This window comes from Chryseobacterium sp. Marseille-Q8038 (assembly GCF_965111995.1).
In genome coordinates, this window is the sequence record NZ_CBCOPN010000001.1 from 2,793,320 (window position 1) to 2,820,032 (window position 26,713).

Annotated in this window: 27 protein-coding genes; 8 read left to right on the forward strand and 19 right to left on the reverse strand. The window is 35.4% G+C overall.

What is annotated here, in order from left to right; all coding sequences use genetic code 11:
• Window positions 1-22: 22 nt before the first annotated feature.
• Window positions 23-1,063 carry an NAD(P)H-dependent glycerol-3-phosphate dehydrogenase gene (locus ACWPWS_RS12910; RefSeq protein WP_309513074.1) on the reverse strand — a complete coding sequence of 347 codons (1,041 nt, stop codon included), beginning with the start codon at window positions 1,061-1,063 and terminating at the stop codon, window positions 23-25.
• Window positions 1,064-1,287: 224 nt separating this feature from the next.
• Between ACWPWS_RS12910 and ACWPWS_RS12915 the strand changes: the two genes are divergently transcribed.
• Entirely contained in the window at window positions 1,288-2,319 is a 1,032-nt protein-coding gene (locus ACWPWS_RS12915) for a M23 family metallopeptidase (RefSeq protein ID WP_454046759.1), read from the forward strand.
• Between the two features lie 157 nt (window positions 2,320-2,476).
• On the opposite strand, the gene ACWPWS_RS12920 is transcribed toward ACWPWS_RS12915, so the two are convergent.
• The 5 genes from ACWPWS_RS12920 to ACWPWS_RS12940 all read right to left on the reverse strand — a co-directional run bounded on the left by ACWPWS_RS12920 (window position 2,477) and on the right by ACWPWS_RS12940 (window position 6,382).
• Entirely contained in the window at window positions 2,477-3,652 is a 1,176-nt protein-coding gene (locus tag ACWPWS_RS12920) for a MoaF-related domain-containing protein (protein ID WP_454046760.1), read from the reverse strand.
• 15 nt (window positions 3,653-3,667) lie between these two features.
• On the reverse strand, window positions 3,668-4,321 hold the full coding sequence (locus ACWPWS_RS12925) for an NAD(P)-dependent oxidoreductase (protein WP_105684268.1): 654 nt from the start codon (window positions 4,319-4,321) through the stop codon (window positions 3,668-3,670).
• A gap of 59 nt (window positions 4,322-4,380) precedes the next feature.
• Entirely contained in the window at window positions 4,381-4,791 is a 411-nt protein-coding gene (locus tag ACWPWS_RS12930) for an Rrf2 family transcriptional regulator (RefSeq protein WP_454046761.1), read from the reverse strand.
• 65 nt (window positions 4,792-4,856) lie between these two features.
• Complete coding sequence (locus ACWPWS_RS12935; RefSeq protein WP_454046762.1) at window positions 4,857-5,807, reverse strand: hypothetical protein; 951 nt, start codon at window positions 5,805-5,807, stop codon at window positions 4,857-4,859.
• Between the two features lie 140 nt (window positions 5,808-5,947).
• Complete coding sequence (locus ACWPWS_RS12940) at window positions 5,948-6,382, reverse strand: FKBP-type peptidyl-prolyl cis-trans isomerase (protein WP_105684271.1); 435 nt, start codon at window positions 6,380-6,382, stop codon at window positions 5,948-5,950.
• A gap of 297 nt (window positions 6,383-6,679) precedes the next feature.
• Between ACWPWS_RS12940 and ACWPWS_RS12945 the strand changes: the two genes are divergently transcribed.
• Entirely contained in the window at window positions 6,680-7,687 is a 1,008-nt protein-coding gene (locus tag ACWPWS_RS12945) for a catalase (RefSeq protein ID WP_454046763.1), read from the forward strand.
• A 162-nt stretch (window positions 7,688-7,849) separates the two neighbouring features.
• Here ACWPWS_RS12945 and ACWPWS_RS12950 read toward each other — a convergent pair whose 3' ends face one another.
• From ACWPWS_RS12950 to ACWPWS_RS12990, 9 genes are all read right to left on the reverse strand, one after another.
• Window positions 7,850-8,263 (reverse strand): DUF1348 family protein, encoded by a 414-nt coding sequence (locus ACWPWS_RS12950; RefSeq protein ID WP_454046764.1) that lies wholly within the window; start codon window positions 8,261-8,263, stop codon window positions 7,850-7,852.
• Between the two features lie 3 nt (window positions 8,264-8,266).
• Window positions 8,267-8,794 carry a TetR/AcrR family transcriptional regulator gene (locus tag ACWPWS_RS12955; RefSeq protein WP_454046765.1) on the reverse strand — a complete coding sequence of 176 codons (528 nt, stop codon included), beginning with the start codon at window positions 8,792-8,794 and terminating at the stop codon, window positions 8,267-8,269.
• Between the two features lie 365 nt (window positions 8,795-9,159).
• Window positions 9,160-10,203 carry a TerC/Alx family metal homeostasis membrane protein gene (locus tag ACWPWS_RS12960; RefSeq protein WP_209785907.1) on the reverse strand — a complete coding sequence of 348 codons (1,044 nt, stop codon included), beginning with the start codon at window positions 10,201-10,203 and terminating at the stop codon, window positions 9,160-9,162.
• Between the two features lie 85 nt (window positions 10,204-10,288).
• Window positions 10,289-10,897 carry a TerD family protein gene (locus ACWPWS_RS12965; RefSeq protein ID WP_047382295.1) on the reverse strand — a complete coding sequence of 203 codons (609 nt, stop codon included), beginning with the start codon at window positions 10,895-10,897 and terminating at the stop codon, window positions 10,289-10,291.
• Between the two features lie 68 nt (window positions 10,898-10,965).
• A complete protein-coding gene (locus tag ACWPWS_RS12970) occupies window positions 10,966-11,913 on the reverse strand; it encodes a hypothetical protein (protein WP_209785909.1) in 948 nt (315 codons plus the stop codon).
• Window positions 11,914-11,929: 16 nt separating this feature from the next.
• Window positions 11,930-13,105, reverse strand: a complete 1,176-nt coding sequence (locus tag ACWPWS_RS12975) for a toxic anion resistance protein (protein WP_454046766.1) — start codon at window positions 13,103-13,105, stop codon at window positions 11,930-11,932.
• Window positions 13,106-13,107: 2 nt separating this feature from the next.
• Window positions 13,108-13,665: a TerD family protein gene (locus tag ACWPWS_RS12980; RefSeq protein WP_047377805.1), complete on the reverse strand. Its 558-nt coding sequence runs from the start codon at window positions 13,663-13,665 to the stop codon at window positions 13,108-13,110.
• The gene (locus ACWPWS_RS12985) at window positions 13,655-14,479 is read right to left on the reverse strand and encodes a phosphoribosyltransferase family protein (RefSeq protein ID WP_454046767.1); all 825 of its coding nucleotides are present in this window, start codon (window positions 14,477-14,479) and stop codon (window positions 13,655-13,657) included. The genes ACWPWS_RS12980 and ACWPWS_RS12985 overlap by 11 nt, the downstream gene beginning before the upstream one ends.
• A gap of 8 nt (window positions 14,480-14,487) precedes the next feature.
• Entirely contained in the window at window positions 14,488-15,156 is a 669-nt protein-coding gene (locus ACWPWS_RS12990) for an HAD family hydrolase (protein ID WP_454046768.1), read from the reverse strand.
• Between the two features lie 627 nt (window positions 15,157-15,783).
• Here ACWPWS_RS12990 and fusA point away from each other — a divergent pair.
• Window positions 15,784-17,850, forward strand: a complete 2,067-nt coding sequence (fusA, locus tag ACWPWS_RS12995) for an elongation factor G (RefSeq protein ID WP_454046769.1) — start codon at window positions 15,784-15,786, stop codon at window positions 17,848-17,850.
• A 772-nt stretch (window positions 17,851-18,622) separates the two neighbouring features.
• Here the strand turns inward: fusA and ACWPWS_RS13000 are convergent.
• Window positions 18,623-20,161 (reverse strand): SulP family inorganic anion transporter, encoded by a 1,539-nt coding sequence (locus ACWPWS_RS13000; RefSeq protein ID WP_454046770.1) that lies wholly within the window; start codon window positions 20,159-20,161, stop codon window positions 18,623-18,625.
• 622 nt (window positions 20,162-20,783) lie between these two features.
• Here ACWPWS_RS13000 and ACWPWS_RS13005 point away from each other — a divergent pair.
• From ACWPWS_RS13005 to ACWPWS_RS13025, 5 genes are all read left to right on the forward strand, one after another.
• Entirely contained in the window at window positions 20,784-21,212 is a 429-nt protein-coding gene (locus ACWPWS_RS13005; RefSeq protein WP_105684282.1) for a transposase, read from the forward strand.
• 11 nt (window positions 21,213-21,223) lie between these two features.
• Window positions 21,224-21,562 carry a hypothetical protein gene (locus tag ACWPWS_RS13010; protein ID WP_105684283.1) on the forward strand — a complete coding sequence of 113 codons (339 nt, stop codon included), beginning with the start codon at window positions 21,224-21,226 and terminating at the stop codon, window positions 21,560-21,562.
• On the forward strand, window positions 21,549-21,686 hold the full coding sequence (locus tag ACWPWS_RS13015) for a hypothetical protein (RefSeq protein WP_454046771.1): 138 nt from the start codon (window positions 21,549-21,551) through the stop codon (window positions 21,684-21,686). Before ACWPWS_RS13010 ends, ACWPWS_RS13015 begins: the two co-directional genes overlap by 14 nt.
• A gap of 636 nt (window positions 21,687-22,322) precedes the next feature.
• Entirely contained in the window at window positions 22,323-22,556 is a 234-nt protein-coding gene (locus ACWPWS_RS13020; RefSeq protein WP_454046772.1) for a hypothetical protein, read from the forward strand.
• A gap of 13 nt (window positions 22,557-22,569) precedes the next feature.
• A complete protein-coding gene (locus tag ACWPWS_RS13025; RefSeq protein WP_454046773.1) occupies window positions 22,570-23,373 on the forward strand; it encodes a GLPGLI family protein in 804 nt (267 codons plus the stop codon).
• A 1,244-nt stretch (window positions 23,374-24,617) separates the two neighbouring features.
• Here ACWPWS_RS13025 and ACWPWS_RS13030 read toward each other — a convergent pair.
• From ACWPWS_RS13030 to ACWPWS_RS13040, 3 genes are all read right to left on the reverse strand, one after another.
• Entirely contained in the window at window positions 24,618-24,839 is a 222-nt protein-coding gene (locus ACWPWS_RS13030) for a phosphate ABC transporter substrate-binding protein (protein WP_454046774.1), read from the reverse strand.
• A gap of 344 nt (window positions 24,840-25,183) precedes the next feature.
• Window positions 25,184-25,711: a DUF6584 family protein gene (locus ACWPWS_RS13035; RefSeq protein WP_454046775.1), complete on the reverse strand. Its 528-nt coding sequence runs from the start codon at window positions 25,709-25,711 to the stop codon at window positions 25,184-25,186.
• A gap of 238 nt (window positions 25,712-25,949) precedes the next feature.
• Window positions 25,950-26,612, reverse strand: a complete 663-nt coding sequence (locus ACWPWS_RS13040; protein ID WP_454046776.1) for a hypothetical protein — start codon at window positions 26,610-26,612, stop codon at window positions 25,950-25,952.
• Window positions 26,613-26,713: the final 101 nt, after the last annotated feature.

Consider the following 26,713-nt stretch of genomic DNA (forward strand, 5'->3'; position numbering starts at 1 on the left):
CTTACTTCTAAGGTCCTGTTTTTTAATTCAATTTTGCAGTCAGCTTTTTAAACTGCTTTTCAGCATTTTTACCTTCATAAAGAATAGCATAGACTGTATCGATAATCGGGAGCTTAAGATTTTTTTGTTTTGCTGTTTGATAAATGGAATCGGCAGCGTAATATCCTTCAGCCACCATGTTCATAGACTGAATAGCAGATTTTACCGTATATCCTTTTCCAATCAGGTTTCCAAGGTTTCTGTTTCTTGAGAAAAGTGAATAGGCTGTTACCAGAAGGTCACCCAGATAAGCGCTTTCATTCACATCTCTAGGTGCTTCGTAGATTGCTTCAAGGAAAGTTTCCATTTCACGGATGGCATTGGAAACAAATACTGCTGTAAAATTGTCCCCATACCCTAATCCACTTGCTATTCCCGCCCCGATGGCAAAAATATTCTTAAGGATTGCACTGTATTCATTTCCTAAAATATCTTTGCTTGTGTGTACCTTGATAAAGTCTGAACTGAAAATTCCTTCAAGTTTTTCAGCAATCTCATCTTCTACTGTCGCAATAGTAAGATAAGAAAGTCTTTCCATAGCCACCTCTTCAGCATGACAAGGGCCTGCAATAACGGCCTGGTTTCTAAAGCCAATTTTAAATTCATCGCGCAGATAATGCGCTACCACATCATTTACTTTAGGAATAATCCCTTTAATTGCAGAAATAAAGATCTTATCTGAATAATCACAGGTCATCTTATCCAATGTATCAGACAGGTAGATAGATGGTGTTGCCAAAACAATAACATCACAGGCAGAAACCAGTTCATTAATATCTGTTGTCAGTTTTAAACTTTTAAGATTAAAATGTGCTGCTGTAAGATAAGTTGGGTTATGTCCGCGAAGCTCAATGGCTCCCTTTACAAATTCACTTCTTACACACCAGTGTACTATTTTGCAGTTTTCAACAAGCATTTTTACGATAGCGGTTGCAAAACTTCCGCTCCCTACAACTCCTACAGAAATATCCTTTTTATTCTTTTTTGGATTCGAAGATTCTGAAATAATTTTCTTTTTAGCCATAATTGGAATGTGAACTGCAAAGATATTAAAACAAAGACGTAACGCGGGCTTTGAAACTATGATAAAAGCCATTTTCTGAAAAAATTAACACTTCAACACAATTAAATAGCTAATTAGCCGTTAAATACAGAAAAAACTGAATTTTAATTAAAAATAACTCACAAAGGTTATTTTTAATTAAATTTGCAGCTTCAAAACCGTTTTAACTTACTAAGAGAAGAAATATGAAAAAATTTCTAAACAGCAAGAAGAACGTAAACATTCTCCTGGGAGGACTTTTACTAGTAGTTTTTGCACAAGGTGTATTCATTGCAAAGCTCTTTTCCGAAAGAGATGACAAAACCTACGAAGTGAACCTTGTAAAAATAAACACTGAAAAAGACAGTGTAGATTATTTAAAAATGAAAACTGATCTTACCCTTGTAGATCAGACTGTTGCTCAACTCAACTCCTTCCTGAAGTCCAAAGACATTTCCAACGAAAAACTGATGATGCTCAATCAGGACAGTATTTCAAATTCTATTTATCTTTCCAAACAAGCTAACCGATACAGCCAGTATCTGATGGATCTTCAGAAAAAACTGATGCAGGTTCCATTAGGGATGCCTACTGACGGATATATTTCCTCTAATTTCGGAGTGAGAAAAAATCCTATTCCATTCAAAACTGTTTTTGCGTCGGTAAAAACAAGTATTGCAACGGAAGCTAAACCGGCAGTTGCTGCAGCTCCAAAACCTGAAGTAAAAGCTGAACCTGTAGAGAAAATTATCGAGCTTACCGACAGCTATGGAAATAAAAGAGAAGTAAAAGTGATGGTTACTCCAAAAGCGGCTCCAGTGGCTGCTGCTGCTCCAGCTTCTGCTACAACAAAAGCGGTTACCGGAGCCACAACAACCAAAACAGCGGTTGCTGAAAAAAATAATGCCCCTGCTGAAGCTGATCAGATGCAGTTCCACAAAGGATTGGACATTGCTGTTGCCTATGGCTCTGATGTAAGAGCCGCCGCCGCCGGAACCATTATTTTTTCCGGACAGAAAGGAGGTTATGGAAACTGCGTGATTGTTTCTCACGGAAATGGATTGGCTACGCTATACGGACATTTATCACAACTTGTTTCTAAGGTAAATGATAAAGTAAAAGTAGGCCAGGTAATAGCCAAATCCGGAAATTCAGGACGATCTACAGGACCACATCTGCATTATGAAGTACACAAAAACAATACCCCGATTAACCCGAAATTGTTTATGAATTTATAAAAGAAAGGCTGTCAAGATAGACAGCCTTTTTTGTTGATGATGAAATTTTTAAACCATTAAGATTCTATTAAGGTTGTAAGAATATTAAGATGAGCTTCGCTTTAAGCAGAGTCTTTCTTTTATTTTCCTTAAATCAGCTTCAATCCTTCAAAAAATCTTAATGTTTCAAAATCTTAAGAGTTCCTTTCGGATGGGTAAAAGTACCATCAGGACCTGCAATATTTGAATAGATAATATTTTTATTATAATCCTGAATATGAGTTACATTAAAACCAAGGTGTGGCTCATGCCAATAGACCATAAAAACATTTTTTGCTACTTCCACTGCAGTATATTCTACAGTATCGGTACTGTTTTTTGAACTTCCGGCTGTTCCTGTAAACGTCATTGTTTTGTTATCTTTAAAATCAAGAAGGAATTTTACAGCTCCAAAATCCACTTCCACTTGATGTCCGATTGCCGGATATGGAGATCTCAGATCCCAAGCCATTTCGCCAAAGAAAACTTTTGCTCCCATTCCCAACTCATCTTTTCCATGGAGATCAGGATATTTTTTAACCATAAAATCTACAACAGCAGAAGACGTTTTGTTTTCAGTGACTGCCTGTTTATAGTTTTCCAGATAGCTTTTCACAAAATCAAGGGATTTTGGAGTGGTAGAAAGTTCTGCAAAATGGGAAGGAATAACCTGCTCCGGTTTCAATGCTTTCATAGCATCAATCTGCCCGATCCATTGATCAATTGCTTTTACATTCTGTGTATCTGCCATCCAAAGGTGTGAACCTACAGAAACTGAAATTCCGCCTGCAATAGTTTTAATGGAAGGAATCCAAAGAAAACTGTGTGCCGGATCTTCCGGATTTTGTCTGATTTCAATTGTATGACCTTCAAGATCAGGAATTGCAACAGCTGCTTCAGGAACAATAATTTCTGATGGAGCATCTGCTTTCAACTGTGGTTTCCACACGCCCATTTTATCATCTTTTGAAGCTGAGATCAAATAGGCTGTCTGAGCAGTTGAGATAATCTTTGCGCTAGGAAAGGCCTTTTTGATAACATCCAGTCCAAAATAAAAATCAGGGTCACTGTGAGAAATAAAAATGGTTTTCAGATTTTTCCCTGTTGCCTTTATTTCTTTCACGAGCTGCTCTGCATACTGCTTCTGAAACTGAGCATCTACAAGTATGGCATCTTTATCTCCATAAATAATGGTAGAAGTAATAGGAAAAATAGCTTTGGTACCCGGATTATAAACTTTCACTTTAAGATTCCCTGCGAAAATGCTGATAAATCCTAACAAGGCCAATAACGACCATAATTTCTTTTGTATCATTTCTGTCTTTTTATGTTAGTAAGCTGCTGTAAAACGTTCACGGATGTGATTGTTCTGCTCTAATTCATCTACCAAAACTACAGCTACATCTTCTACAGACAGACGGCTTCTTCCGTTTTCATCAAATACCGGAGTTTCCAGTGAAGTTCTGTATTTTCCAGTTCTTTCCCCTACGTTCGCCTGATTCATTTCTACAGCCGGGCTGAAGAAGGTCCAGTCCAACGTATTATTTTCTTTGATTTTGTTTAAATAGTCTCTCGCTGCTGTTGCACCCGGCTTGTAAGCTTCAGGGAAATCCGGAGTATCTACAATTTGTACATGATCCGGTGTATAAAGGCTTCCTGCTCCTCCTACTACGATCAGTCTTTTTACTCCTGACTGTTCTACTGCTTTTTGAATATTCTCAGAACCATTTAAAAAATCGTTGTAAAGATTAGGATTCGTCCATCCTGCATTGAATGTACTGATTACGGCATCGCTTCCTTTCAGTGCTTCAGCCAATTCATCTACGTTGTTGACATCAATGCTCTTTGCGGTTACATTTTCCTGTGTTTTTACTTTGGATGCATCTCTTACCAATGCCTCTACAGCATATCCTCTGTCTGCTAATTCTGATACCACGTGTGCTCCTACAAATCCTGTTGCACCGATTACTGCTACTTTTTTCATAATGTTTTATTTTTTAATTAAATTGTAATAAATTTTGTTACATTTAAAGATAAAAAATTTTATTCGAACTGGTCCGTGAATTCTTGTAATGACTTGTCTCCTAAAAAGTTTACCACCAAACGATCTGTTTCTTCAAATAAAGTATTTAAATGATTGTTAATCTCTTTTCCAACACTGCATGCCGGATTGGGGTTTTGATTTTTCTTCCCTAATACTTCTGTATTTTTTACGGCTTTATAGATCTCAGAAATTGTAATCACATCTGCATTTTTTGCAAGCTGGCTTCCACCCTCTTTTCCCTGTCTGCTGATAATCAGACCTGCTTCTTTCAACACACTGATCTCCTTTCGGACGATCACAGGATTCACATTGATACTACCCGCCATCCAGTCAGAAGTAAGCCACTCCTGAGGACTTTTTGCCAATAAGGTCATAATATGTACTGCCGTAGCAAATCTTGTATTGTTCATTGTAATTACAGTGCAAATATACACATTTTTTAACTGTAACAAAATTTATTACAGTTAAATTTTTCTTAAAGGATTAATTTATCCAGATCAAGCAATAAATAATTGATGTTCTGATTAATGGTACGTGTTGCAGACTGCATCTGATTAAGCATGGCCGCACGGTTATGAAGATCATCTGCCCTGTAAAATCCACCATCACTGAAAATAACAGATTGATCTGCCGTTTCTTTATTGTCATCAAACTGATAGTGAAGCCATCTCATTTTCATATTCCCGATAATGGAATGTTCTTCTCTGTTCGAAAATTTTTTCTCTGTGTACATATACCAGATGAAAGGGGGAAAATTGGGAGATTCTAACTTTTCTCTCCAGATATCTCTCAAAAGATTTCTCTGATGGATAAACTCCACTTTTTTCCCTTTTGGATTAAGGGTTGCCAGACCAAAACCCGCTCCGAGAACCCCTCCGCCGATGTCAATAGCATTGCTCCAGCCCTCATCATGTACAATTCCTCCCGCTATGGAAGCTGCTGCTCCGGCAATAATAGAATAAAGGATCAGTTTATTATTTCTTGACGAATTTAGGTTATCCACATAATTTCCGATCTGTGCTACTCTTTCTCCTTCACAGTCAAATTCTGCGGCCACAGCATCCAATTCCGTAAGAGCAATCGTTATTTTACTGTTTATTTTTGTCTTTAGCTGTAAAACTTTAATCTGGGAAGCAAGGGACGAGTCTTTTTTAAGATCAATAATTTCATGAACCTCATCCAGGTTATCCAGTGCATTTAATATCAGGATACTCTGATCGGAAAAAATATCTTTTAATTCTTTATTGGCCGCTAAAATGGAATCAGAATTGTGAGAGGGAACTTTATTGCTGTAGTTATATTTGAACGGAGCCTTGCAGTAGCTGTCTTTCAACGTAAGAATATTCTGCTGAATAGCCTGATTCTTCCTTGAAACGCAGGAAGTAAGAAGCCCGAAAACAATCAAAAGGTAAAAAAGTTTTTTCATTCAGTCATTTTTTTGTGCAGGATTGATATATTGTATCTCCTTCATTTTCCTCTTCTTCTTTACAATTATCAATACGAATATAGCACAAATAAAAAAATTTACCTGAAATCAGGTAAATTTTAATCTATTTTTAAGAAGGATTATTTAATATCCAGCAATTCAACTTCAAAAATAAGAGTACTGTTGGGTCCGATTTCTTTGCTGATTTCCTGATCTCCATAGGCTAAATGCGGTGGAATAATCAGTCTCCACTTACTTCCAACCGGCATTAGCTGAAGTGCTTCTGTCCAACCCGAAATTACTCTGTTTAAAGGAAAAGATGCAGGCGTACCTCTTTTTACAGAGCTATCGAACACTTTACCGGAAATGGTAGTTCCGTGATAGTGGCACTTTACAGTAGATTTAGGACCTGGTTTTGCTCCATCACCTTCAGTAATAATTTCATATTGCAAGCCGCTTGGTAACTGCACAACGCTTTCTCTTTTACCATACTCTTCCATATATTCTTTACCATCTTTCAGGTTCTTTTCTGCTAATTCTTTTTTACGTTTAAATAACATATCTGCTACTCCCATATTATAATTTTTTACAAAGATAAGGCTTTTTTAAGCTTGGAAGATGGAAGCTCGAGGATGGAAGCTCAAAAAATCAAGTCTTTCCACATCAAACAAGATCTTATTAATTCATTCTTATTAAAAACAATTAAATACTATTAATCAACAACTTAAATGAATTATTAGTTAAAATTATACAATCATATTGACTTATAATTCTTTATCACCAACCTTCTTTTCCACAAAATTCAAATAATTGTAATACTTGCTTAACACAGATTTCAAAACTTGGCGTTATAATTGAATTTTAAAAACTAAATGCCAAATCCATTAAAATATAATAAGAAGTTTGATGAACTGAATGAGGAGGAAAAAAAACTTCTGGAAATCAATAAAAAAACAATTGCGGATTTTGTTGAACAATCCTCTTCCATCAGTGATGTCAATTATGCGACCAGAAATGCCCATGCTAAAACGTATGCGGTAGCAAAGGGTACATTCTGGACTGAACCTGACATTCCTGAATCACTCCAACCCTATTTTGATAAGGAAAAATTTGATCTGACGATCCGGTTTTCCAATGCTCAGCTGAAAATTCAAAATTCAAAAAAAGATATTCCGGCTTATGGGTTTGCTGTACAGATCAAGGATGAGAACGGTGGATTGCTTGCCAATTATCCATTGGTCAATTTTCCTTTGTTTCCTATTAATTCTGTTTCTACGTTTTTGAAGTTGTTTACAGCAATTAACCAGCTTTATATGAAGCAATGGAGAAAAGTATTCCCTTTGTGTATTCAGATGGTTAAAATGATTCCTTCTTTATTCACTGGGGATATGCTCCGCAATATGATAAAGCTTATCGGGAAGAGAAATGATTTTATTCTGTCCTTTGATTATTATTCTGTAGGTGCCTACCGTTTGGGAGACCAGATTATCAAAATAAAGCTATGTCCTCAATCTGTGGATAAGAATTTTGGAAGAAAGCAGAAGGTCAAGGATTCTTTAAAAAATTATCTGCAAACGAATGATTTTGCAGCAGATGTTTTGATACAGATTTGCAATGATTTAAAAGACCAACCCATCAACAGGCTGAATGTTGAATGGAAAAACTCTCCCTTTATCAAAATCGGCGAAGTCAGAATCAATAAAAATTCATTGTTGGATTCACATAATTGTACGACTGAGCTACTTTCATTCAATCCTTTTGAAAGTAAAATATTCTTCCAGCCTGTAGGAAAAATACAAAAGCTCCGCGATGAAGCTTATAAAGTTTCCGTGCAGACGAGGAGGAAGATTAACAAACTGCTGCATGGGAAAAACAGTTAAAATAATGATGAGTGATGAATTTACATGCAGATGTAAAGGTTTTTTTCTCAAATAAAAGAGGTTGTCTCAAAAGTCAAATAATTTGGTCTATGTCATTGACTACGTCGAATCTTTGATTTCTGACGAAGGAAGAATGACACTTTTAAGACAGCTTGCTCTATTTTATCTAAACTTTCGGTCTTCTTCTTTGATAGCAAGGTCATTGATACTTGCATATCTTTTTGCCATCAGACCGTTTTCATCAAACTCCCAGTTTTCATTTCCATATGCCCTAAACCAGTTTCCATCTTTGGTTTGATATTCATACTCAAAACGAACAGCAATACGATTTTCTGTATGAGCCCAATATTCTTTCTTAAGCTTATAATTAAACTCTCTTTCCCATTTCTTCTGGAGAAATGCTACAATATCTTCTCTTCCATTCACGAAGGTGTCTCTGTTCCTCCATTCACTGTTGATGGTATAGGCTTTGGAAACCTTTTCAGGATCCTGACTGTTCCAGGCATCTTCTGCCAATTGAATTTTTTCCAGTGCCGTTTCAAGAGTGAAAGGCGGAAGCGGATGTTTTTGTTCCATGATTTATTGTATTAAATTGGTGACTATTTTTTTTGATTTTACAATTAATTCATTTGATTTAAAAAGCTGACTTTCTATGATACTGCTCTCAAAAAGCATATAAATATGATCTGAAAGCTCATCATCATTCAATAATTCTAAAAAGAAATTTCTCAGGGCTGCTTTATGGGATCGAATAACACTTAGGATTTTACTATTATCCATTGGGATTTCAGACAGAATATTCAGGAAACTGCATCCCCGGAAGCTTTCCTTTTCATTCATATAAACTAAAAAATCGAAAGCTTTGATGGTTTTAGATTTTGCATCTTTTTCTTTTGCTAAAAAACTATTGAGTTCATTGAACCAATAATCATGTCTCACATTCAGAAATTCCACACATAGGTCTTCTTTGGATTTAAAATACTGATAGAAACTTGCCTTGGCAACTTCTGCTTCGGAAATAATCTGATTGATTCCTGTAGAATTATAGCCTTGTCTTGCGAACAATTGAAATGTGGTTTCTATAATTCTTTCTCTTGGAGATTTCATATGCTTTTCTTTCTGGAACAAATGTATGAAAAAAAATAACATACAGACCAGTCTGTCTGTTATTATTTTTAATTTTTTTTTGCTTTGTTGGAAACGCAAAGGCGCTAAAGTTTTTATGAGAATGTATTAAGACGCAAAGATTTTATCTTCGATAAAATTTAATACCGTTAATAATATGGTTTTGAATAATGCGAATAATTAATATAAAGTATCCTTGCTGAAAATCTTTGATTTTCTTGCGTCTTAAAAAGCAGCATAATTTTTATCTTCTTTGCGCCTTTGCGTTCTTCCAACAAAAAAATTGCAAAACAAAAAAAGCCTCCAGAGCTATGCTCCAGAGGCTTTCTATATATTTTAAAATAGAATTATTTTTCTTCTAATTCTTCTTTCTTCTCTTCTTCTTTTTCAGGGAAGATGATGGATAAAAGAACAGAGATAACCAATACGCCTCCTACAATTCCTAAAGAAACCGGAGACGGAATATGAATCCATGGTGCAATAAGCATTTTAACTCCAATAAAGGAAAGGATAATGGCCAATCCATATGGAAGTTTGCTGAACATGTGGATAAAGTTTGCTAACAGGAAGTATAATGATCTTAATCCTAAAATAGCAAAGATATTTGATGTATAAAGGATGAATGGATCATTTGAAATCGCAAAAATAGCCGGAATAGAGTCTACTGCGAAAAGAACATCAGTAAATTCGATAACCCCCACCACTACTAAAAGAGGAGTTGCCATTTTGATTCCGTTCTGAATGGTAAAGAATTTATCTCCATCATAGTTATCGGAAACTTTCCAGAAACTCTTGATCAGTCTTGCTCCTGCTGTATTGCTATAGTCTTCATCGTCATCATCGCCTCCATCGCCCCACGATTTGATTCCCGCATACACAAGAAACAACCCGAATAATGTCATTACAACGTTGATTTTTACGGCTTCACCGAAGATATTCATTTCAGGAAGATATGTCAGATTAATTAATCCTACTCCTGCAAAGATGAAGATAGCTCTGAAGATCAATGCTCCAATGATTCCCCAGAAAAGAACCTTGTGATGAAGGTATTTCGGAACTTTAAAGAACCCGAAAACAAGGATAAATACAAATAAATTATCCACAGACAAGGCTTTTTCAATCCAATAGGCAGCCTGATATTGTGTGAATTTTTCTATTGCCAAAGCATGGCTTTCCGGGCTTCCATCGGTATTGAATACCCAATACACCACTCCTGAAAAGACCATTGAAAGCGAGATCCACACGATAGACCATATGGTAGCTTCTTTGGAAGATACTTCGTGACTTTTTTTATTAAATACCCCTAAGTCCAGGAGCAGCATGATAACGACTGTTACTGCAAATCCCCACACCAGACCTGGGTGCAGTTCTAAAATACTTTGATGTTCCACTTGAGTTATGTTATTATATGATAAAAGCAATAGATGTACAGAGTACAAATATTGCTATTTTATTTATCTTTTGATTTACAATTGATTATAGATAATTCATCTGCACCGTCTGGATCGTCTGCTCCAGTTTTTTATCTGCTGTAGGATCTCCTATAGCGTTGAATTTCCATTCTCCGTTTCTCTTATAGAAAACACCCATTACCATGGCAACATGTCCGTTGAAAGAAGCATCATTGGCAATATCATATTTTGCAAAAACTTCTCTCACATTGGTAGGCGTTCCTTCATAGATACGGATAGAAGCAAAAGGAATAGTTCCGAAATCCTGACCTCTGTAGCTGTTCAAAACCATTGCCACATGTTCTACATTGGGCTCCAGCTGGCTGAAATCTACTGTGATTACTTCGTTATCCAATCCGTCATCTCCATCCACGTCACCCGTAAGGTCATCTCCACTGTGTCTTACAGATCCGTTTCTGGATTTAAGATTTCCGAAATAGATTACTTCCGTAACGTTTTTGTTTGAATCATATAAAATACAGCTTCCATCTAAGTCTACTGCTTCTTTTTTAGTTCCAAAAAATCCTTTCTTTTCAATTGCTCCCCAGTTGATTCCTACACAAGCCTGGGAAAGTTCAGCACCATTTTCTTTTTTAAGGTTAATTCTCTGACCTTTTTGTAAGTTGATAGCCATCTTTTTATGTTTAGTTATTATTTACATTTTGCAAAAAAGTGAATCTTCTTTGCTTTTCAAATTTCGTCTTAGTTATTGTTCAAATTCAAATTAAGCATTGCCCGCAGAATATTTGTTTCTTCGTCAAAATCAAATATTTTGCTCATAATATCCATATTTTCCAGGTTTTTGATATAGTCTTTCAAAACCCCTTCCACTTCTGCCGGCAACGTACGTTTTCTTTCGTTCATACTGTGTTCCAGCAGTTCATTTTTACTTTTCAGCTGATCAATAATGGAACTCTGATTCGATTGATTTTCAGAAATATCCAGCTTGTCCAGTTCTTTGTCAAAAAGATACAATTTCTTTTCGTCAACACTGAAAATAAAATGATCATCAGACTGAAAGATTTTGAAAAGTTCATAATCATGGGTTCCAATGAGGTAACCACATACAAAACGGACTTTAAACCCTTGTATATTAAGCCTTCCTAACAGTTTTCTTTCAATAGAGTAATCTTTATACTGATATGCGGGAAATGAATCGGATTTCAACAGCGTTTCATCTGCTTCCGTTCTGTAAAATTCCTGAGCATATTTTTTATGAAAGTATAATACATTATCCCAATTGGCGGTAAAACTATCTTCCGTAAGATCTTTATACAACGTTTTCAGATGTTGGGAAAATACACCGCTGTACATTTTCCTGTCGGTCTGAAAACTGTCTACCTGTCTTTCTTCAAAACCTGAAATATATTTACTGTTGATGTTAATTTCATTGATGACCGCCAGCATATCATTTTCCTTCTGTTTTTTGATTTTAGTCAGAAGTTCTATGAGGCTGTCTGTATACTGCAGGTGGAAAAGCTCCAGTTTATTGTAATCCAAAGCCGTATTTTCCTGGAACAGATTGTGGATAATATCTGTTTTGATATAGATTGATATGATATCAATATGTTCAAAAAAATTAGCGAGAAGCTTAAGCTTTGTTAATCTTCTTTTGCTTTGCGACAATATGGTTGCTGCATCATCCCCCACCTTAATACTCTATAAATTAACCTCTGACATTAGCTTTAAGTTCATGCTCCAATGTCTGAAGATCCTGATCCAGTTTTCTTCTGTTATCTGCTCCCTGTTTCTGGATTTGTTTCACTTCATTCAGTGTATTGATAAGCATTGACGTTGTTTCTTTCAATATTTCTACAGATACAATAGTTTGTTCGTTTGCTCTGGCAACATTTATTGAATTCTGACCAAGACGCTCTGCATTCTTTCTTAAGATTTCTTCTGTAGTAGAAGATACTTTCTGCTGGATCTCAATATTCTGCTGTTGTCTGTACATTGCTACAGCCAGTGAAAGCTGGTTTTTCCAAACAGGAAGTGTAGTGGTAAGAATAGTCTGTGCTTTTTCAGCAATAGAAACGTTGTTATTCTGTACCAGTCTGATCTGTGGAAGCGACTGCATCATGATCACACGCACCACTTTAAGATCGGCCATTCTTCTGTCTAATCTTGCAATGAAATCTCTCTTATCAGCAATCTGATAATCCTGAAAATTCTGAGGATTCGTTTCCATCTGTGCAAGTTCTGCAGCAGCTCTTTCCATTCTTATATTTCCTGCAATCACAAGACCTTCAATCTGTTTGATAGAATTCACATTGCTTTCAAAGATGGTCTGAAGGACAGCATTATCCTTTGTAGAAGTAATGATTCCTGCATTTACTTTATAAGAGATCTGTTCGATATTGTTGATGATCTTATCGTATTTAGCAAACAGATTTTCTACCTGAGTCATTACCTTTTTCATGAAGGGTAATTTACTCAGGAAACTTTTCACTTTATTTCCGTTAAGTTCTTCTACATCTACATAGTTAAGCTCCACCAAAAGATCATTGATAAGCCCTCCTACTTCTCCTGAGTTGGATCTTCTTACATTTCCTAAGAAGCTGTCACTCTGATTGGTTAATGTTTTCTGAAGTTCTGCCCCGAAATTCACGATAGAACCTGGATTGGCTTCGTCAATAGAGTTTGCAAGAACTTCATATTTCTCACGTTCGTCTGACTGCAGCTGAGTCAGATTTACATTCCCCTCTCTATCCACAAGCACTGCCGGCGTTGCATTTTGAACAGGCTGAGCCGGTGTTGGCGGAACCATTGGAGTAGGTTCAAAGGTTTTAAGAGGTTCTATTGATCCCAGCGGATCTATGGGTTGATTTTCCTGATTGTCCATAATTACTTCTGATAAATTGATACAAACTTCTCAAGGCCGTCTCTCTGTCCTGCACCTACAGCCTCAAATTTCCATTCTCCGTTTCTGTTGTAGATTCTTCCGAATTCTACAGCCGTTTCGATTGAGAAATCTTCATCTAATTCATATTTTAAGATCTCTTCATTCGTATCTGTATTGAAAATTCTGATGAAAGAATTTCTTACCTGTCCAAAGTTTTGTTTTCTTGAATCTGCTTCGTGAATAGTTACTACTACTGTAATTTCTTTGATGGCATCATCAATTTTTGTAAGGTCAATTTTGATCTGCTCATCGTCACCTGCTCCTTCTCCTGTAAGGTTATCTCCTGTGTGGATTACAGATTTGTCCGGAGACTCAAGGTTGTTATAGAAAATAAAGTGATTATCTGAAACTAATTTCTTGTCGTCCCCAAGCAAAAATAAAGAGGCATCAAGGTCAAACCCTGTTCCTGTGGAAGTATTATTGATATCCCATCCTAAACCTACAGTGAATTTAGGTGCGTTAATATTTTCTCTTTGTCCTTTTTGTAAGTTAATAGCCATAATATAATTCCGTTTGTGTTAAAGTATTGATGTTATTTTCGTATTCTTTTATTAAATGATAGTTGTTACTGATAGCCAGCTCCAAAAGCAGGTCCATCTGTTCTCTTTTTACTTTAGACGTAAGATAATCAAAATTACTTGATTCCAGTCCTAAAATATATTTTACAATCCTTGTATTGAACTGAAAACTTTCTTTATTCATCACTTCTGCAACATGTTTTACATTTTTTACTGCATAGTAATTGAAAAAGTTTTCAATTTTAGGGTCAAGGTCAAAATTCATCAGTTCAGCATAATACATGAACATAAAGTCCGCCTCCACATCATATTCATTCAAAATTCTGTTGACCGTATATTCATGACTTCCAGTGATTTTTATATCGTCTATAAAAATACAAAGTTTTCCTCTCAAAAAATCTTTATCGATATAATAAGTATCATTTGCAATCAGATTTTTACGATCTTCAAAATTAAGATTCCCGTAATCTGTGATATATGTATGATTACGATTGATCTTTGATAAAATACTTGACTTCTTTCCTTTCTGAAACAGATAAAAATCCAGGTGTTTTTTAAAGTAAAAGCATAAAAAGTTGGATGCCGTAGGAATAGCCATATAGGGGCTTGGTAGCACAACAATCTCTTTATCGGTATTTAAAAGCTCCTCATTTTCAGAAATAAATCCATCGAATAATTCTTTGGCAAATTTTTCAGCATACGACTTATCGCCATATTTGAAATAGCTGTATTCCGCAGGTGAGAAAGTGAACTCATCCTCCGAATGAATGTGGTGTAAGCTGTATCTTTTATTCATGTTTATTTTTAGTGTTTAAGTAAATGTGCACTGAAACCGAAGTCTCTTGCTCCCTGATAATCTGCCACCGGATTGTCTCCGATATGCAGGATCTGATGCAGCGGCAAATTCTGATCTTTAACCTTGTTCTTCACTTCCTGGAAAATAAGCGGATTCGGTTTGGAACAGTTGATTTCATCAGAATAGATATGAAAATCTATGTACTGATCCAGATTTTCATGGATCAGAAATTTCCTCATTGTTTTTCCTTTGATAAAGCCTGTATTACTCAGAATATTAATCGTCTTTCCTTGATTTCTGATATCCTCAAAAAAATCGTGGATATTTTCAAAAATTACAACCGGCTTATATTCCAGAAATAAATCTTCGCTTTTACTATAAAACGCATTGAGCTTTTCCTTATTCAATTGTTTAACATCTACATCCAGAGCCCTAAGAATCATCAGATAGATCTCAAAAGTATCTATATTCCCTCCAGTAACTTCATTGATGGTATTACAAAGATCATCATAATATTTTACGGTTTTCGCAACTTCCTCTGTCGGTTTTTCTACGTTGAAAAATGAGGAGAACAGCTCAACTCTTTTTGCCTTAAATTCAGGATGAGATTTGATTAAAGTGAGCCACAGGTCAAAGGAAAAGTGACAGTGGTTATGAATGTCGATATCTGTTTTCAATAGGTTTTAAGTTAAAAGTTTTTATTAGCTTCTTGAAAAAGATTTAAAATTTTTTAATCATCAAAAAGTGTTTACAATACTATTCTTCCCAAAGATAAAATATTTATCATAAAAGCATTACGTTACATATCTGTTTTAAGATATTTTTATGAAATCCCATGATTTTGACAGGTTCACAGAAGTTGATTGACGAAGTGTTTACTATCAATCCACAAAAAAATATTTTTAAAAATTCTTTGAAAATCAAAAAAAAATTATAATTTCGCAACCGATTAACAATCAACAATGTCAACAAAAATGATAAATATTATAAACTTAAGTAATCCTGTCAGAGCTGTGTTCTTTGGCAGCACTGAATATTTATCTGAATAGTTCTATAGATCTTTTATACCCAAAAATATATTGAAGACCTGTCTATTCGGATAGGTCTTTTTTGCTGCCCTATTTTCAGACTTTAACAATTCAAAGAACTTCTGTTTTTTGTTAAGATCTCTGAAAATTTCCCTTTGATACAAAATACAAAAATGTTTTGCCGGCTTCATAAGTCCGGAGTGTATTTTGTGCTCATTTTTTTCAGAATCTTTTCTCAACACAGATCTAAAAATCAACAATTTAAAATCAAACAAAATGAAATACAACACACGAAATATAGGGATCATAGCACATGTAGATGCAGGAAAAACAACTCTATCGGAACGAATTCTTTATTACACAGGGCTCATTCATAAAATTGGTAATGTAGATGATGGAAATACCACCATGGATAAGGATATTCAGGAAAGAAGCAGAGGGATTACAATTTCTTCTGCGGCCATTTCTACTCAATGGAAAAAAGATAATAATGTGTATAATATTAACATTATTGATACTCCTGGACACATTGATTTTGCCGTGGAAGTGGAACGTTCTCTAAGAGTTCTGGATAGCGTTGTTGCTGTTTTCTGTGCTTCTTCAGGAGTACAGCCACAGACTGAGAATGTTTGGTTCCAGGCTGAAAAACACGGAACATCCAAAATTTGCTTCATCAATAAAATGGACAGAATTGGAGCCGATTTCTTCGCTGTTCTTCATGAGATAAGAACTAAACTGAATGCTGTTCCTCTTGCTCTTCAGATTCCAATTGGAGCTGAAGTACATTTTGAAGGGGTCATTGATTTGGCCAAAATGAAAGCATTATACTGGACAGATGAAAACGGAGAAACCATTGTGGAAAAAGAAATCCCAGATCATTCTATTGCTGAAGCAGAGGAATACAGAACGATATTACTGGAAACTTTGGCAGAATATGATGAGACTTTCTTCGATATCTTTATGGATGATGAACAATGTCTCACCGTTGAAATGATCTCAGAAGCTATACAAAGAGTCTGCAGATCCGGATCAGCTGTACCTGTTCTCTGTGGTTCTGCCTTTAAAAACAAAGGGATTCAGCCTCTTCTTGATGCTGTCGTAACTTATCTTCCGGCTCCTGATCAACTTGCTGACCTACAGGGAACGGATCCTTATACGGAAGAAACGGTAACATTGGAAAGAAATGAAGCTGCTGTTTTTTCAGGACTTGTTTTTAAAGTCGTTATCGATAAACATATGGGAAGACTGGCTATGCTTCGTGTATATTCCGGAGCGATACAATCCGGAGATACCTTAGTGAATGTAAGAACGGGTGAAAGTTTCAGGATTTCCAGAATTTTACAAATGCAGTCCGATAAGACATTATCCATGGAAGAAGCTAAGGCAGGAGATATTGTTGCTCTAACAGGAATAAAGGATGCCAAGACCGGAGATTCTTTATCTTCTTCGGACCAACCGATATTACTGGAAGCGATTACGATTCCAACTCCTGTTATCAGAGTTGCTATTGAACCGAAAACCAATGGAGATGAGAAATCTTTCGGTTTGGTGCTGGCAAAAATTCAGGAAGAAGATCCTTCTTTGGTAGTTGAAAGAGATCCGCAGACCGGGGAAACTTTATTAAGTGGATTGGGAGAACTTCATCTTGAGGTTACTTTGGAGAAAATCCGTCTGAACCATGGTATTGAAATTAATCAGGGGAAACCAAAAGTTTCTTATCGTGAGGTCTTAACGGAAACCAGAATTCACAGGGAAAAGCTTTCCAAACAAAACGGAGGAAGCGGACAGTTTGCTGATATCACTTTTGAAATAGGACCAAGGAATGATCATGAATATGGATTGGAATTCATCAACATGATTAAAGGAGGAGTTATCCCTACTGAATTTATTCCTTCTGTTGAAAAAGGATTCAGAGAAGCCATGGAACACGGGCCATTGAAGGGATATCCTCTTGAAAACATGAAGATCACTCTTCTGGATGGTTCTTTCCATGCTCAGGATTCTGCAGCTTTTGATTTTGAAATTGCAGCAAGAGAAGGGTTCAAAGCAGCTGCAAAAGGATGCAGTCCTAAATTTTTGGAACCTATCATGCAGGTTGAGATCCAAAGTATTGAGGAATATACGGGAGCTGTCACTGCGGATATCAACAGAAGAAGAGGAATAATTACTTCTATTGATGAAAAATCAGGAAGAAAGATTTTTGCAGCGGAAGTTCCGTTAGCTTCCACTTTCGGATATATTTCTGATCTGAGAACGCTTACAAGCGGAAGAGCTTCCATCAGTATGAAATTGTCGCACTATGCTTTAGTGCCTGATTTTATCGCCAATACTTTAATAACCTAAACAAGCAAGGACTGTAGATTTTTCTTACAGTCCTTGTTTGGTTTATTGGGTAATTTTGTTGTGAAAAGTCAATCGTCAATACGCTGACGCTTGTCAATTTCTATACACTACAAAAATTCACTATTCACTTGCGAAGCAAAATTCACTATTGACTGTGAAATTGTGAATGGGCAATCGTCAATCCGCTGACGCTTGTCAATTTTTTCTCTACTGCAAAAATTCACTATTCACTTGCGAAGCAAAATTCACATATTGACTCTGAAATTGTGAATGGTCAATTGTCAATCCGCTGACGCTTGTCAATATCTATACACTACAAAAATTCACTATTCACTTGCGAAGCAAAATTCACTATTGACTCTGAAATTGTGAATGGTCAATTGTCAATTCGCTGACGCTTGTCAATTTTTTCTCTACTGCAAAAATTCACTATTCACTTGCGAAGCAAAATTCACTATTGACTGTGACAGGTGAATGGTCAATCGTCAATTCACTGCGCTTGTCAATTTTTCTATACTATAAAATTCACTATTCATTTGCGAAGCAAAATTCACTATTGACTGTGACATGTGAATGGGCAATCGTCAATTCGCTGACGCTTGTCAATTTTTTCTCTACTGCAAAAATTCACTATTCACTTGCGAAGCAAAATTCACTATTGACTGTGACAGGTGAATGGTCAATCGTCAATCCGCTGACGCTGGTCAATTCCTAAATACTACAATAATTCACTATTCACTTGCGAAGCAAAATTCACATATTGACTTCTCCCCTACTTTTCCGGCATCACTTTATAGGTTGGATCTTCCTGAATGTTCACTTCTACTACAGCTTCTGCATTTTTAAGGATCTTCCGGCAGTCTTCACTGAGATGCCGCAGATGTACTATTTTATTTTCCTGTTTATAGCGTTTGGATAGCTTGTCCAGAGCATCTATTGCACTCATATCTACAATACGGCTTTGTTTAAAATCAACAACCACCTGCTCCGGATCGTTCACCGGATCAAATTTATCTGTAAATGCTGTCACAGAACCAAAAAACAGAGGTCCGTATATTTCGTAATATTTTATTCCATTTTCATCAATATATTTTCTCGCCCTAATTCTTTTAGCATTATCCCAGGCAAAAACCAATGCTGAAATGATAACTCCTACTAAAACCGCTAAAGCCAGGTTATGCAGAATCACCGTAATCAACGCTACGGTAACTCCTACAAAAATATCAGACTTCGGCATTTTATTCACAATCCTGATGGATACCCACTGGAAAGTACTGATAGCAACCATCATCATAACTCCTACCAGAGCAGCCATGGGAATTTTTTCAATGACAGGTGCTCCACACAGAATAATGATCAAAATCAGCAGCGATGCGATAATCCCTGATAATCTTGCTCTGGAACCTGCATTAAGGTTCACCAGAGTCTGTGCTACCATCGCACATCCACCCATTCCGCCAAAGAAACCATTGGTAATATTAGCCAATCCCTGAGCTACGGATTCTTTATTTGCGTTTCCTTTAGTATTGGTAATTTCATCTACCATGGATAATGTCAGAAGGGATTCAATAAGTCCTACTCCGGCCATGATTAAGGCATAGGGAAAAATAATCTGTAAAGTTTCCAGGGAGAAAGGAATCTGGGGAATGTGAAAACTGGGAAGATTTCCACTGATATGGGCTATGTCTGCAACCGTTTTTGTTGGAATATTAAATCCAAGAACTACAGCAAATATGATGATAATAGCCACCAGAGAGGCAGGAACAATTTTCGTGATTTTTGGAAAAATATAGACAATAGCAATCGTGAGAGCAGTTAAACCCGCCATGATGTACAAAGGCATTCCCTGCAACCAGCTTACCGCTCCACTGCTGTCAGTAATTTTGAACTGTTCCACCTGAGCCATGAAAATAATAATGGCCAATCCGTTCAGGAATCCATACATAACAGGCTGCGGAATCAGTCTCACAAATTTTCCGAGTTTAAAGATTCCTACCATCATCTGAAGGATTCCGGCAAGGGCTACAGTGGCAAAAAGATATTCTACTCCATGAGATTGTATCAGGGCGATTAATACCACGATCGTTGCTCCTGCTCCTCCGGAAACCATTCCCGGACGTCCTCCCAGAACCGCAGTTACAAGTCCCATCATGAAGGCCGCATACAGCCCCGTAAGTGGAGACAAACCAGCAAGAATCGCAAATGACAGAGATTCCGGAATCATCGTCATAGCCACAGTAAAGCCCGCCAGCAGTTCATTTTTATAATTGATTTTTTTTGGAAAATCGAATAAGCTTATAGTATTTTTCATTGATAGGCAAAGGTATGGACTGTCCCGATGGTATACAATTTTTTCTTTTTATGATTTTTTCACTGCCCCATCTATCATCTTGAATAATTCACACATTGGTTCTTATAATATGTTAATTTTAATTAAAATAAATATATAAAGTATGATTTTTACATTTTCAACTATTTTTACGTCTTATTTTTGTTTACATTTGAAAGCGAATAAGCAATTATTTGGTACTAATTAAAAATTCATCGTGTAAAAAGCTGTATATCAATTTATCTATAGCTTTTACTCATAGAATTATGTAAAACCTTAATAGGTTATATATTATTTCACACAAATGGCAGGAAAAGAAGTTTGGAAGAGAAGAAGAAGAAACCCATTGAAAATAAAGAATATATCCAAGTAGATTAAGGTGATTCCTACCCGCCTATTTTTTTAAGATGTTTGGTATATCATAAATCTGTTTTCTAAGATAAATTGTCTTATGAAGCCTATTTTAGTATTCTTAAATCATACGTTCTATCTTTTATCCATTTCAATTTCTTGTGAATTGTTTCCTGTTATTCAAAATAATATATATCGCCTGTTTTCGTTTTTTTATATATAAGTTTAAACAAAAGAACAATATTCAGTAAAAATGTTATATAAAGAAATCCATATTGGGAAATTTATTAAGGAGAGGGTTGATGAAAATGAAATAACAGCAGAGAGGATATGCAAATTTTTGAGTAAAGATGAAGAGGCTGTCGAAATGATGTATGACAGCAGATCAATGGATACAGATCTTCTTTTAAGATGGAGCAAATTATTGGAATACGATTTTTTCAGACTCTACAGCTCACATTTGATTTTATATGCTCCACCGTCTGCCATCAACAAGAACCAACAGAAATCTGAAAAAACGCCTTACTTCAGAAAAAATATTTACACCCAGGAAATCAAAGACTTTATTATGAAAAGGATTCTTTCCGGTGAGATGACCCAAAGCGAGGTCATTAAAGAATATTCCATTCCGAAAAGTACCCTCCACAGATGGCTTCAGAAGGGTGACAATGCAAACGGATAAACAGATAAGACATGCGCCCGAATTACAAGAAAATATATATGGATATGCTCAGAATGGAATATCCTGAAAAGCTAAAGGATCCAAAGGTCAAAGAGCTTCTTGAAAAGCTTCATACCAGTGAGGATGTACTTAAGTTCAACGAGAAACTGTTCAAACAGTCCAGAGAAAACCAAAAGCTCAAAACGTATGACCGGCAGACGATGCTAAAATTGCTGCAGTATCAGAAAAAACACGGTCATTCCACAAGCTATATGTCCAGAAAATATAAAATAAGCAGAACTACGCTTTCGAAATGGAAAGGGATGTTTGAAGAAGAGCTTGAAGATACAATGAAAAATGCCGGTAAGTAATCTACCGGCATTTTTTAAAGGTAATAATAAGGAAAAACCGGGCTGTACGTATGCCGGAGTCGAACCGGATAACCTTGCCGGAGTAACCGGCTTCGCTATTCCTCCCATGATTGCGTTACGATGAATTTTTTCCTAACGACACTTTACAATAGTGATATAAAGAAGCTGGAAGTGGAAAGAAGAAAGATCGTAAAGTCTGAAAATTACTCTGACTTTATAGAAAATTATGATACAAAGAAATTGAGCTTACACTTAATCCGACACTAATTATCCTTAATCAGAAATTACAAAAAGTTTACTGGAGTAAAGATTCTATAATTCATTTATCTGATGATGATTTTGAAGAAGAATCAAGTCACTTGACTGATCTACCTGTCAACAACGGCTTAAATCATTTCTGAGAATCAACAAGAAAAAAATGTCTGTTAAATCCATGAATGAAAATGTGGGGAAATTATTACAGAGATTGTGCTCAGAAAAAACATGTTCCTCGTTTGAGGTTAAAACAAAGTATCAAATGATATTTAAATTCTAAAAAATGAGCTTTTTTATCTATTCCCGAACGAGTTTTGGAACTTTTATTTTTAGCGCTTAAAGCAAATTAAAGAATATTATGAAGCTAAATCCATGTCTTACTTAGATAGTACTCTACACAATAACAAAGTTTTAGCAAATACAAACATTCATAATTGTGAATAAAAATTAAATTGTATACTTGTCATAAGATTGCAATCACAAAAAACAATTTAAAAATTAAACAATGATGAAAAAATTAATTTTATTAGCAGCCTTTGGAGCTGCTGGTCTTGTTAGTGCCAAAGAAAGCGTTTTTAATGCTAAAGAAAAAAATGATCAAAAAGCAGTTGAATGGTGTGGAACTGTTACATATCATACATCTTGCGGATTTCCTATTCAAGACTCTTATTGTACGAGTTGGGGAGAACAATGCCTAATGGATAACATGGCCTTACTGGATGAATATTTTTGTGGTTAAAATTTAAGCTTTAATGTTAAAGATATTTTCGCTAATAATAATTTTGATGAACAGTATTTTTGTTTTTTCACAAGACAAGAATACTGTTCTTTATTCTAACTTGATTTGTAAATATCATGTTAAATTCCTCAAAGATTCAACAAATAAATCGAGTGAGAAAGAAGAAATAATGACACTTTTTATTGGAGATAATGTTTCTCTTTTTAAAAGTGATCAAAAGGTAAAAAGTGATTCACTTAAAGAAGCCATTGTAAAAAATAGTATGAACAATATTACTTCAGGAAATCTTAATATTGATTTTTCAAAAGTTCCACGCGTAAATATGAATCAGGAAGTATTCCTAAGAGATGGCAAACTAAAAGTTTATGATAAAGTATTTAAAAATTTGTTTTCATTTGAACCAGCTAATAAAGTTGAATGGAATTTATTGAATGAAACAAAAAAAATAAATGGGTATAATTGTAAAAAAGCTATTGGTAAATATGGAATGAGGGAACTTACTGCCTGGTACACCTTGGATATTCCAATTTCAGAAGGTCCTTATACTTTCAAAGGTCTTCCAGGGCTGGTTATTTACTTGGAAGATCAAAAACAAACATATTCTTTTGAATTATTTTATTTGAAAAAAGAAAAGCGGAAAATTATACCTCTCAAAAATGACGCTCCCACAACCTACGAAAAATTTTTAAATGCAAGACAAAATGCTAAAGATAATGCTGTAAGTAATGTAGGTGGACTTCTTCATAGAGAAATGACAAAACAGGAAATGGACTTAATAAGGAATAACGCAGGTAAGTCAAATAATTATTTAGACTAAAGCACCTGAAAATAAGGTGTTATTATATAAATTATGATACAAAGAAATCTTTCAACGTCCCACTTCCGGCTTCTCATATTATGAAAACAAGGCAATACGCGAATAATGTAGTCGTGCTCTAACCAACTGAGCTACTCTTCCTATTATAGACTGTGTTTTTTGTTGTGGAAGAGACGGGATTCGAACCCGTGACCCCGTCGTGATGAGCGAAGTAACATTTTTCTACGGCACTTGTTTGTTTTTTAAATAAAAAGAGGCAAGATTCGAAAAGACTTGTACAAGATCACTTTCATGACCTTCTGGAGTCGAACCAAATTAAACCGAAGTAGGCCTTTTCTACGGCACTCTTTTATATCAATCAAGGTAATTTTTTCAGAATCTTCCGTGCATTTGCTCTACCTGCTGAGCTACCTCTCCTTTTCGGGGGAAAAGGCAGGATTCGAACCTGCGACCCAATGTTTACTCAATCTCGAAGTATGATTCTAAGACGACACCTGATTTTTATTTTAGTAAGGTAATTAAATCAAACAGAGACTTATACGGGGTGTTACCATTTCTACTATCTGCGATTGCAGAACAGGATTCGAACCTGTATTACCGTCCCTAAAGAAGTAACTCTGTTTTACGACACTTACTTTCTATGTTTATTCATAGTTATTTGTTTTCTTTTTCCAAAATTATATTGTCACTGCGCATTCTATTTACGCACTTATTTTTTAATTAAATTTGTTCGTTTTGCCTTGAAGCAAAAGAACCAAAAGTTCAAGACTTGGAAACTCCAGCTAAAAATAATCTCTACTCTCTAAAAATTCTAAACTTGCGTGAATTTACCATTAGTTCTTCGTTTCCTTTACTGTGTCGCGATTCAAACAATAGAATTTTCTTAACGTTCGCATAGTTTATTTTTTTAACGCCTCCGTTTCCTATGTCACATTTTATAGCTGTCATCGCCGGATATTTCATCCTATTTATTATTATTTTTTCATGTGTGTGATTTAAATAAAAGAAGTCAGGTTCAAAAAGACTGATACAAGATCATTTACATTCTGGAGTCGAACCAACTTATACCGAAGTAAGTATTCTCTACGGCAGTCTTTTATATGATCAGGGTAAAAGTGGCGGAACCTTTTCCTTTCCCTCTGCTCTATCATTTGAGCTACATTCCGTTTACAACAGGAATGGCAGGAGTTGAACCTGCATCTGAAGGAGTAACCCGAAGTATGATTCCAAAACGACACCTGATTTTAATTTTTCCATTGAGTTCTTCTATACTTCTTCCAGTTTCTCTGGAATTTTGTGTACTTTGCATTCACCACTTCATAACCGTGTGGAAAACAGTACGAACAACCCATTTCATTCCCGTACAAGATTCTTGAAATCTGTACACCGGAAATTTTCTTCGGAAAGTCAGTCAATTCATATTCATTGAATCCGAATTTCTTTCTTACTTTTTTATTTTTTTTCATAAGTATTGAGTATTAACCTCAATACAGTGTTCCTTTTAGATTTAGTTTATGATGAATCATAATTATTCGTTTTATCTTTTGCAAATTTATATCGCTAGTGCGCATTCTTTTTACGCACTTATTTTTTTATTAAAAAACCAAGCAAATTAATAATAAGAGTAAATGATATTCAATTGGAAGTTGACGATGAAACTCTTATCAACGGCATTGGTTAGCTAGCGGCAATCATGTGAAAGACTCTGTCTGTTTTTGGAATCGAAGTAGGTCTTTCTAACGGCACCGATAGTATTAACACTGCAAAATTATATTACATGTACGCAATCTTTTTACGTAGTTTATTTTTTTTATTGAAAGAAAAATGATTTTATCAATTCAAACAGCTTATATATTCCGAGAATAGGAATCAAAATAATTGATCCAACGAATAAAAAAGTTCCAAGTGTACTTAGAAAACCTGTTTGACTTTCTGAATATTTTCCCTTCTCTCTTATTTTAGCTTTAAAAACAGGAATATGCTTTGTGGCTTTGAAACTATCCTGCTCAAGTTTAGCCATTACTTTCATGGCATACTCATCAAGACAATCTTTGTCTCCTCTGAAAACAATATCTTTTAGAATTGCGCTTCCTGAATTACTCAATGATTTTCTGTAAATCTCCACAGCATTTTTCATTTCATTATTCTCTGGAGTACATAGAATCCAAAATTTACCTGCTTCATCAAGAAATCCTGCTTCAAAATAAACCTGTCCTAATTTTTTTCTCAGGGAAATATCATTGGGAAACTGATTGATCATATTTCTTAGCCTGTCGCATGCTTTTTTCTTTCTGCCTGCTTTAAGATCCTGTTCAATTCTGAACATTAAATTACCCATAGAATTATTTTAAATTAAACCAAGATTTTTTGATTATGTTCGTTTTGCCTTGAAGCAAAAGAACCAAAAGTTCAAGACTTGGAAACTCCGGCTAAAAATAATCTACGCTCTCTAAAAATTCTAAAACTTGCGCGAATGTAATATGAGTTCTTCGTTTCAATTTCTGTGTCGCGCTTCAAACAGTAGAATTTTCTTAACGTTCGCATAGTTTATTTTTTTAACGCCTCCGTTTCCTATGTCAGTTTCTGATCCCAGCTAAAAGTTCTGAAATTTTTTCGGCTTCGTTAATTTCCATTTTTCTGAGTATTTCTAAGATTCTGTTTTTAAAATTAATTTGTTGTTGTATTACTTTTTCAAATTCTATCTTTAGCTGATATTCATCTACTTCAAAAATGGCTTTTATGTCTTTAAAATCTTGTAGATTTTCATCTGAATAATCAGAAAACTTAATTTTGCCATTTTCTTTTTTATAGAAAATCCAGGGATGCCCAATCCATAAATCTGACCAATCTGAAGATTCTTTTTGAAAGATTCTTTGCCATTCATCACTATTTCCGATATCACTGCAACAATTTGGAGCAATTTTAATTTCATCATCCATCATTAAAACAATTCCGCCATCAAGGGCCAGTATATGATCCAATACTTCAGGATCATCAAAATCTATGTCTTCAAGCCTTGCTTCAACAATGAGTTCCAGATTGTCATCATCAATATCTTCAATATTAACCAGATAAGATCCTTTTTGAATGGTCTTAAAATTGAAATTCAATCGAGAAGCAACTTCTTCCCATTTTGTATACCATTCTTCAGGATCCGGATAATCAGAAATTTCCGGCAGTTCGAATTCTTTTTTAGCATATCTCAGTGGACTAATTTCAATGGTATTAATGAGTTTCATAGCGTATCGTTTTTTTTTAGCCCCGATTGCAACGGCATCCTTTTTCTTAATGGCTTGCAAAAAGCTTTGGCGAAAAAGATACAGTGGAAAGCGGGATTAAG

Coding starts and splice junctions, on each gene's coding strand:
- ACWPWS_RS12910 (WP_309513074.1), bottom strand. CDS start 1,063: ATGGCTAAAAAGAAAATTATTTCAGAATCTTCGAATCCAAAAAAGAAT.
- ACWPWS_RS12915 (WP_454046759.1), top strand. CDS start 1,288: ATGAAAAAATTTCTAAACAGCAAGAAGAACGTAAACATTCTCCTGGGA.
- ACWPWS_RS12920 (WP_454046760.1), bottom strand. CDS start 3,652: ATGATACAAAAGAAATTATGGTCGTTATTGGCCTTGTTAGGATTTATC.
- ACWPWS_RS12925 (WP_105684268.1), bottom strand. CDS start 4,321: ATGAAAAAAGTAGCAGTAATCGGTGCAACAGGATTTGTAGGAGCACAC.
- ACWPWS_RS12930 (WP_454046761.1), bottom strand. CDS start 4,791: ATGAACAATACAAGATTTGCTACGGCAGTACATATTATGACCTTATTG.
- ACWPWS_RS12935 (WP_454046762.1), bottom strand. CDS start 5,807: ATGAAAAAACTTTTTTACCTTTTGATTGTTTTCGGGCTTCTTACTTCC.
- ACWPWS_RS12940 (WP_105684271.1), bottom strand. CDS start 6,382: ATGGGAGTAGCAGATATGTTATTTAAACGTAAAAAAGAATTAGCAGAA.
- ACWPWS_RS12945 (WP_454046763.1), top strand. CDS start 6,680: ATGCCAAATCCATTAAAATATAATAAGAAGTTTGATGAACTGAATGAG.
- ACWPWS_RS12950 (WP_454046764.1), bottom strand. CDS start 8,263: ATGGAACAAAAACATCCGCTTCCGCCTTTCACTCTTGAAACGGCACTG.
- ACWPWS_RS12955 (WP_454046765.1), bottom strand. CDS start 8,794: ATGAAATCTCCAAGAGAAAGAATTATAGAAACCACATTTCAATTGTTC.
- ACWPWS_RS12965 (WP_047382295.1), bottom strand. CDS start 10,897: ATGGCTATCAACTTACAAAAAGGTCAGAGAATTAACCTTAAAAAAGAA.
- ACWPWS_RS12975 (WP_454046766.1), bottom strand. CDS start 13,105: ATGGACAATCAGGAAAATCAACCCATAGATCCGCTGGGATCAATAGAA.
- ACWPWS_RS12980 (WP_047377805.1), bottom strand. CDS start 13,665: ATGGCTATTAACTTACAAAAAGGACAAAGAGAAAATATTAACGCACCT.
- ACWPWS_RS12985 (WP_454046767.1), bottom strand. CDS start 14,479: ATGAATAAAAGATACAGCTTACACCACATTCATTCGGAGGATGAGTTC.
- fusA (WP_454046769.1), top strand. CDS start 15,784: ATGAAATACAACACACGAAATATAGGGATCATAGCACATGTAGATGCA.
- ACWPWS_RS13000 (WP_454046770.1), bottom strand. CDS start 20,161: ATGAAAAATACTATAAGCTTATTCGATTTTCCAAAAAAAATCAATTAT.
- ACWPWS_RS13005 (WP_105684282.1), top strand. CDS start 20,784: ATGTTATATAAAGAAATCCATATTGGGAAATTTATTAAGGAGAGGGTT.
- ACWPWS_RS13010 (WP_105684283.1), top strand. CDS start 21,224: ATGCGCCCGAATTACAAGAAAATATATATGGATATGCTCAGAATGGAA.
- ACWPWS_RS13015 (WP_454046771.1), top strand. CDS start 21,549: ATGCCGGTAAGTAATCTACCGGCATTTTTTAAAGGTAATAATAAGGAA.
- ACWPWS_RS13020 (WP_454046772.1), top strand. CDS start 22,323: ATGATGAAAAAATTAATTTTATTAGCAGCCTTTGGAGCTGCTGGTCTT.
- ACWPWS_RS13025 (WP_454046773.1), top strand. CDS start 22,570: ATGTTAAAGATATTTTCGCTAATAATAATTTTGATGAACAGTATTTTT.
- ACWPWS_RS13030 (WP_454046774.1), bottom strand. CDS start 24,839: ATGAAAAAAAATAAAAAAGTAAGAAAGAAATTCGGATTCAATGAATAT.
- ACWPWS_RS13035 (WP_454046775.1), bottom strand. CDS start 25,711: ATGGGTAATTTAATGTTCAGAATTGAACAGGATCTTAAAGCAGGCAGA.
- ACWPWS_RS13040 (WP_454046776.1), bottom strand. CDS start 26,612: ATGAAACTCATTAATACCATTGAAATTAGTCCACTGAGATATGCTAAA.